This window comes from Prosthecobacter sp. Pr1, from assembly GCF_057652315.1.
In genome coordinates, this window is sequence record NZ_JBYFBS010000045.1 from 1 (window position 1) to 5908 (window position 5908).

The 5908-nt window shown below is 60.3% G+C and carries 5 protein-coding genes; 1 reads left to right on the forward strand and 4 read right to left on the reverse strand.

What is annotated here, in order from left to right; all coding sequences use genetic code 11:
* Nucleotides 1–17: 17 nt before the first annotated feature.
* The 4 genes from AC24GY_RS29295 to purB all read right to left on the reverse strand — a co-directional run bounded on the left by AC24GY_RS29295 (nt 18) and on the right by purB (nt 4542).
* Nucleotides 18–1538: an IS4 family transposase gene (locus tag AC24GY_RS29295; RefSeq protein WP_487690385.1), complete on the reverse strand. Its 1521-nt coding sequence runs from the start codon at nt 1536–1538 to the stop codon at nt 18–20.
* A 677-nt stretch (nt 1539–2215) separates the two neighbouring features.
* Complete coding sequence (locus AC24GY_RS29300; protein WP_487690388.1) at nt 2216–2572, reverse strand: VOC family protein; 357 nt, start codon at nt 2570–2572, stop codon at nt 2216–2218.
* A gap of 42 nt (nt 2573–2614) precedes the next feature.
* Nucleotides 2615–2869: a hypothetical protein gene (locus tag AC24GY_RS29305; protein WP_487690391.1), complete on the reverse strand. Its 255-nt coding sequence runs from the start codon at nt 2867–2869 to the stop codon at nt 2615–2617.
* Nucleotides 2870–3114: 245 nt separating this feature from the next.
* A complete protein-coding gene (purB, locus tag AC24GY_RS29310) occupies nt 3115–4542 on the reverse strand; it encodes an adenylosuccinate lyase (RefSeq protein WP_487690393.1) in 1428 nt (475 codons plus the stop codon).
* 467 nt (nt 4543–5009) lie between these two features.
* Here purB and AC24GY_RS29315 point away from each other — a divergent pair, with 467 nt between their 5' ends.
* Complete coding sequence (locus tag AC24GY_RS29315) at nt 5010–5549, forward strand: response regulator (RefSeq protein ID WP_487690396.1); 540 nt, start codon at nt 5010–5012, stop codon at nt 5547–5549.
* The last annotated feature ends 359 nt before the right edge of the window (nt 5550–5908 follow it).

The following is a 5908-nucleotide window of genomic DNA, read 5'->3' on the forward strand; positions in this document are numbered from 1 at the left end:
TAGGGACGCGTTGTGTCCTAACTATTACCCACAACATGAACGAGCTTCCAGGTTTCGGTCATGTCGTGAAGATGGCGCAGACCTCGCCAGAGAACTTCCATGCCCGGCGGTGGGTCGTTCTTGCGATCCAGGTAGCCTCCCAGCCGCGCGATCCAGCACACCGCCTCGGCGATGCTGGGTGGACTTTGAGTTTTCGCCTTGAACTGACGCGTGGCCCAGGCGCTTAAAACGGCGCATTCCTCCACCTGCAGCCATTGTGTCGCGGGTGCTTGCGGCTGTTGGCGCGATGCATCGCGCAATGCCATGAGCCTCCAGGCCACGATCAAATCCAGGCTCAGTGCCCGGCGCAGCCTCACCATGTTGCCCAAACGCCGCGCCTCGCTCTGACAGCCGCTCTTGAGCGTGCGGTGGAACACCTCGATGCCCCAGCGCTTCGCATACCACTGCAGCTGTCGTTGAACCTGTGCCGCATCTGCGCAGGGAATGCTCGTGAGCAGCTTCCAGTGCAGAGCCTCGCTGCCTTCCGGCGCGCCCGTCTCCACCGCGTCGATGGCCCAGAGATCCAGCGGTGTGCTCGCGCCAAAGAACCGCGCCTTGTCCCGCGGCACCCCCAGCTTCACCGGCGCGCTGCGCAGCACCAGCGTGGCCGTGCGCTCCTTGCGCGTGCCCTGCGCTGGCACCACGATCTCGACACGCGCCAGCTCCTGCTGCGCTTCGAGATGATCCCACACCACCTCTCCCGTTTCGTGCAGGTGGCGTGCAGGTGGCGTGCAGGCGGCGTGCAGGCGGCGTGCAGGCGGCGTGCAGGCGGCGTGCAGGCGGCGTGCATGCAGGGCGCGCGCGAGCACGGCACATTGCTCGTCGTGCTGCCGGTTGCTCACAAAGAGCTCGTAAAGATCGCTCTCCCGGTCAGAGACGAGCACCAGACGAGGCTGCCTGCCAGAAGCAGCCTGACGCTGGGCCACGATGGCCTCATAAGCGCTGATCCAGCGGTGGCTCTCGCGCTGATCGAGCGCTTTGCGGTTCTTTTGCGCCTGCCGTTGCCGCCGCGAGGGGCCGTCACGCTCGCGCGCCCAGGTGTGGGCATGGAGCACGCCGAGGACCTCGCCCTGCTCGCTGAAAGCCAGCACGCTGTGCAGCAAGAAGCCCTGCGCGCTGCCATTGCCCTGGCCGATGGGGCCGACTCCTTCCGTGCCAGCATGAGTCGTATGATTGAAGCTTGTCGTGTCAGCCACGGCCAGCACGACTGCATGGCCGGCCATGCGCCCCCAGGTCGCTTCACGATGACTCTGCCCAATGTCAGCAGCTTCGAGCCGCTCATTGGAGAGCAGACGGTAGGAAGCTTTGGCAGCCGCCTTGCTGCGGCTGCCTTCAGGGATGGATGCCTGCGGCTGAGCCGCCCAATCTTCAAGCATAATGGCCAAACGTCTCACAAGACGCGGATCAATGCCACTGAGATGCGCCAGCTCGCGTTGCGACCAACCCGCCGCCAATGGACTGCCAATACTTTTGCTTATCGATGACGTTGCTGCTGCCATCCCCCATAGTTTGACCGCGCCTGTCTTTGTACAGCGATCCTTCCTCAAACTTGTGAGTAATAGTTAGGTTGTGTCGCGTCCGTAGAATCCTTCGTCCCGGCGCCGTCTGTCACTCCAGCCTGTCACCCCATTCCTATTGAGCCTTGCGCAATTGACTGACAAGAAGAGCGTTCCTGGTGGAAGTGGACTCGGTGCCTGAATGCGGCAAACTTGCTGCGGGGCTCATTGCAGACGCTGCTGGCAGGCTTGAAGTGTGGCGGAGTGCTGGGTTTGCTTCCCAGCCTGGCTGCCAGAACCCAGGGGAGCACTCGCTAATGCTCGGCACCCCTGGGCTGTATGACGGAAGGCCGTTGGCCTTCAAGACAAGTGCGTCAGTCTATTGAGCAAGTCTCAATAAAGCTTCCGGCTTTGCCGGGACGGGCCGCGCTCAACGCGTGCGTATCCCCCCCGTTGAAATAGTTGAATTAGTTGCAGTCTACCCCGTGACGGATGGCGTGTGGAAACCACCCCCCGTTGAAATGGTTGAAATGTTTGAAGTCTGCAACGGTGGCGACACCGGCCGTAGCACAAGCCTCCAGCTTGCCGGGATGGTCAAAGCTTAGCACTTGCGTCCCCCCCGCAGAAGATGTGGAAGTTGCGGAAGTTTCTCCGCTGGCGGCTCGGGCAGCAGCGCAGGGTCAGGCGGCTGCGCGCTGGTAAAACTGGAAGCACACGCCTGAGGGCGCGATCATGTGAAACTCGCGCCTGCCCCAGGGCTTGAGCTCGAGCGGTCCGACCCGGGCCGGGATCGCCTGATACTCATCGTAGAGGGCATCCAGGTCGGAGACGCCGATGCTGAAGCTGGCGTTGTCCGCCCAGTTCTGGTTGTCGTTCTCGACGAGCTTGAGGGACACGCCATCGCGCTCGATGCCGGCCATGCCACCGCCCTGCCAGAGAATGGTGAAGCCCATGTGGTCCGTGTAAAAGCTCAGCGCGTCCGCCAGGCTGCCGCAGGTGGGGATCATGGGAGTGATGGAGTGGAAGGTGGGTTTCATGGATGGGACTGAAAGGAGGAGCGTCTGCATGCACACGGGCAGCTAGAAGCGGGGGATGCTAAGATAGAGAAACCACAAGGCGAGCGGCACCAGGCCAAGCAACGAAAGTGGACGGCTCCGCCGGGCGATGATCATGCTGATCAAGGCAAGACCGACGGCAGTTACCAAACTGAGCGTTTCGGCCACTCGAACCTCGGCACGCATGTAAAGCTTCGGAACCGAGGGGGCGTCTTGGAGAAACATTCCGATGCCGAATGAAGCTACACCCCAAGCATAGAAGGTCAGGGCGGCTGTCATGACCCACAGAGTCCAGAAAAGCGTGCGAACTAAACGTTCCCGGCTTGGCATGGCGGTTTGAATCGACGGCATCATGACCCGATGATTGCAGAAAACGCGCAGAAACGCACGACGCCTCAAGCTCAGCCACTGCACGGGGCAGCACAAGGATGAACTTCTGAACCGTAACACGCTGGGCAACGGCGGCTGGAGGACCAGCCGCCCTACCTGCGGTGGGCATTCGTGCACGGGTGCTCGATTGAAGACTACAAAATCACCCCCGGCTCATACTTCGCGGCTTGGGGGTACTCTTTCTTGATGGCGGCCACGTGTTCGCAGAAGGCGTCCACCTGCTGGGGGGCGTCGCCGGCGTTGGCTTTGCCGGCTTCGACGAGGCGCTGCATGTCTTCGGCGGTGAGGGTGAGGCGCACGTCTTCCACGAGGCGGGCGAGGAGGTCGTTCTCGCGCACCTTGCCGGTGCGCAGGTCCTTGGCCACCTGCACGGCGTGCTCTTTGATCACTTCATGAGCGGTCTCGCGACCAGCCCCTGCTTTGACGGCTTCCATCATGACGGTGGTCGTCAGCAGGAAGGGCAGGTAGCGCATGAGCTCCTGCTCCACCACGGCTTCGAAGATTTCCATCTGATTGAGCACGGTGAGCAGCGTCTCCAGCAGGCCGTCCATGGCGAGGAAGGCGTCCGGCAGCATGACGCGGCGTACGACGGAGCAGGAGACGTCCCCTTCATTCCACTGATCCCCCGCCAGACCGGAGGCCATGGTGAGGTAGCCTTTGAGAATGACGTGCAGGCCGTTGATGCGCTCGCAGGAGCGGCTGTTCATCTTGTGCGGCATGGCGGAGGAACCCACCTGCCCTTTCGCGAAGCCTTCGCTGGCGAGTTCCTGCCCGGCCATGAGGCGCAGCGTGCGCGCAAAGCTGGACGGACCGCTGGCGAGCTGGCAGAGCGAGGCCACCACCTGCAGATCCAGGCTGCGCGGATACACCTGCCCCACGGCATTGAAGGCCGCCGGCATGCCGAGGTGCTTCAGGATGCTGCTTTCCAGCTCCGCCGCTTTTTTCGCGTCTCCATTAAAGAGAGTGATCTGATCCAGCCGGGTGCCCACGGCACCCTTCAGCCCACGGGCCGGGTAGCTGGAAATGAGATGCTGCAGATCGCCGAAGGCCACGAGCAGTTCCTCGCCGAACATCGCCAGGCGCTTGCCCAGGGTGGTCACCTGCGCGGCCACGTTGTGCGTACGCGCGGTCAGCGGAATGTCACGCGTCTCCTTGGCGCGACGTGCGAGACCCACGAGAGCCGCCACGCATTTAGACCGAATCTCAAGAAGCGAGCGGAAGACCTGCAATTGCTCCACGTTCTCAGTCAGGTCGCGGCTGGTCATGCCTTTATGCAGGTGCTCGTGGCCTGCGAGGTCGCAGAATTCCTCGATGCGTGCCTTCACGTCATGCCGCGTCACGCGCTCGCGCTCCATGATGGAGGCCACGTTTACCTGATCCTTCACCTTTTCATAGGCTTCAATCACGCCATCCGGCACGCCGATGCCGAGATCGCGCTGGCCTTTCAGAACTGCGATCCAATAATCGCGCTCCAGTCTGACTTTCCCTTCAGGCGACCAAAGGGCGCGCATGGAGGCGGTGGCGTAACGTTCAGCGAGGACATTGGGGATGGAATCAGACATGGGAGGATTGATCTAGGCCAAGCCTGGCGACTTGGCAAATGGGTTGCCTCAGGTACACCCACTGCAAAAAAGCCATCTCCCCATGGGCACGCGTAACATATTGGAATACAAACACTCATCGTAGCCACCATCTAAATAAAATTTAGACCATTGGACTGGCTCTATTCCTCACGCTCGATGCTCCCCATTCTGGATTGATAGCAATTGTATGATATTCTTCAGGATTTCCGAAGTTTTTTAGCTAGCACACACTTTTGGTTTGCAATTGTGGCAATAATTCGCAAATCTACCAATTATCTGGAACCACACATTTAGCCACATCCCGATATTTACCCCGTAATGATAGAAATTATCGGTTAACGTTGTTAACAACTTCTCAACGAGACTCAGTTTCGATTTTTACAGTTAATCGCAGGCAACAAGACACACCCCCCAATTTTATGGCCGATCTAGCAGCACCCGAACTTATGACCGTTAAAGAGACCGCGGAATACCTCCGCATCCCTCTTCCAACGGTTTATTACCTCGTCCAGCGTGGCCAGTTGCCCGCTGTGCAAATCGGCGGTCGCTGGCGCATCAAGCGCAGCCTGCTTGACCGCGATGTGCTGCGCAAGGAAGACGAAGCCGGGCAGCCCACCGTCATGGTGGTGGATGATGACCCCGCCCTGCAGGCCCTCTTCAAGCAGTTCCTCAAGAAGGCGGGTTTCGGACGCCTCGTCGTCGGCACCGGCGCTGAAGCCATCACCATGGCGAAGAAGCAGAAGTTTGACTTCGTCTTCCTCGACCTCAAACTCCCGGACGTTCCCGGAGATGAAGTGTATTCCCAGCTCAAGGCGCTGTATCCGGATCTCCCCATCGTGGTGATCACCGGCTACCCTGACAGCGAAATCCTCAGCCGTATACTCTCCCACGGACCGGTGACGGTGATCAAGAAGCCGATCGAGTACGATCAGCTCAATCTCGCCGTGAAGCAGCTCGGCCACAAAGGCGCCGAAGCCGCCGCCTGAGTTTAGGACAGCCCAGTCTCTCTCACTCCTTCAGCCCCGTCAGCATCCCTGGCGGGGCTTTTTGTTTGGAGAAATGGAGCGCGGAATTTATTCCGCAGCACTCCGCAAGCGTACAGCGGCCCCGAGCTTCTAACACATCCGCTTTAAGCCATGAATGATCATCATTGCGATTTCGTCGCAATCGAGCACCACATCGGTGTGATGAAAATGATTCGCGAATAAGAATCTGGCGCTTCGGCGGAGTGCTGCGGACTGGAAGTCCGCGCTCCTTGGCCGCCTAGTTTCCTCGACCCGCAGCGGATGAAAGGGGGGCTTTCACACCCTCAGTGCCCCCTCTCGGCAACGTCCCATGCGAGGCC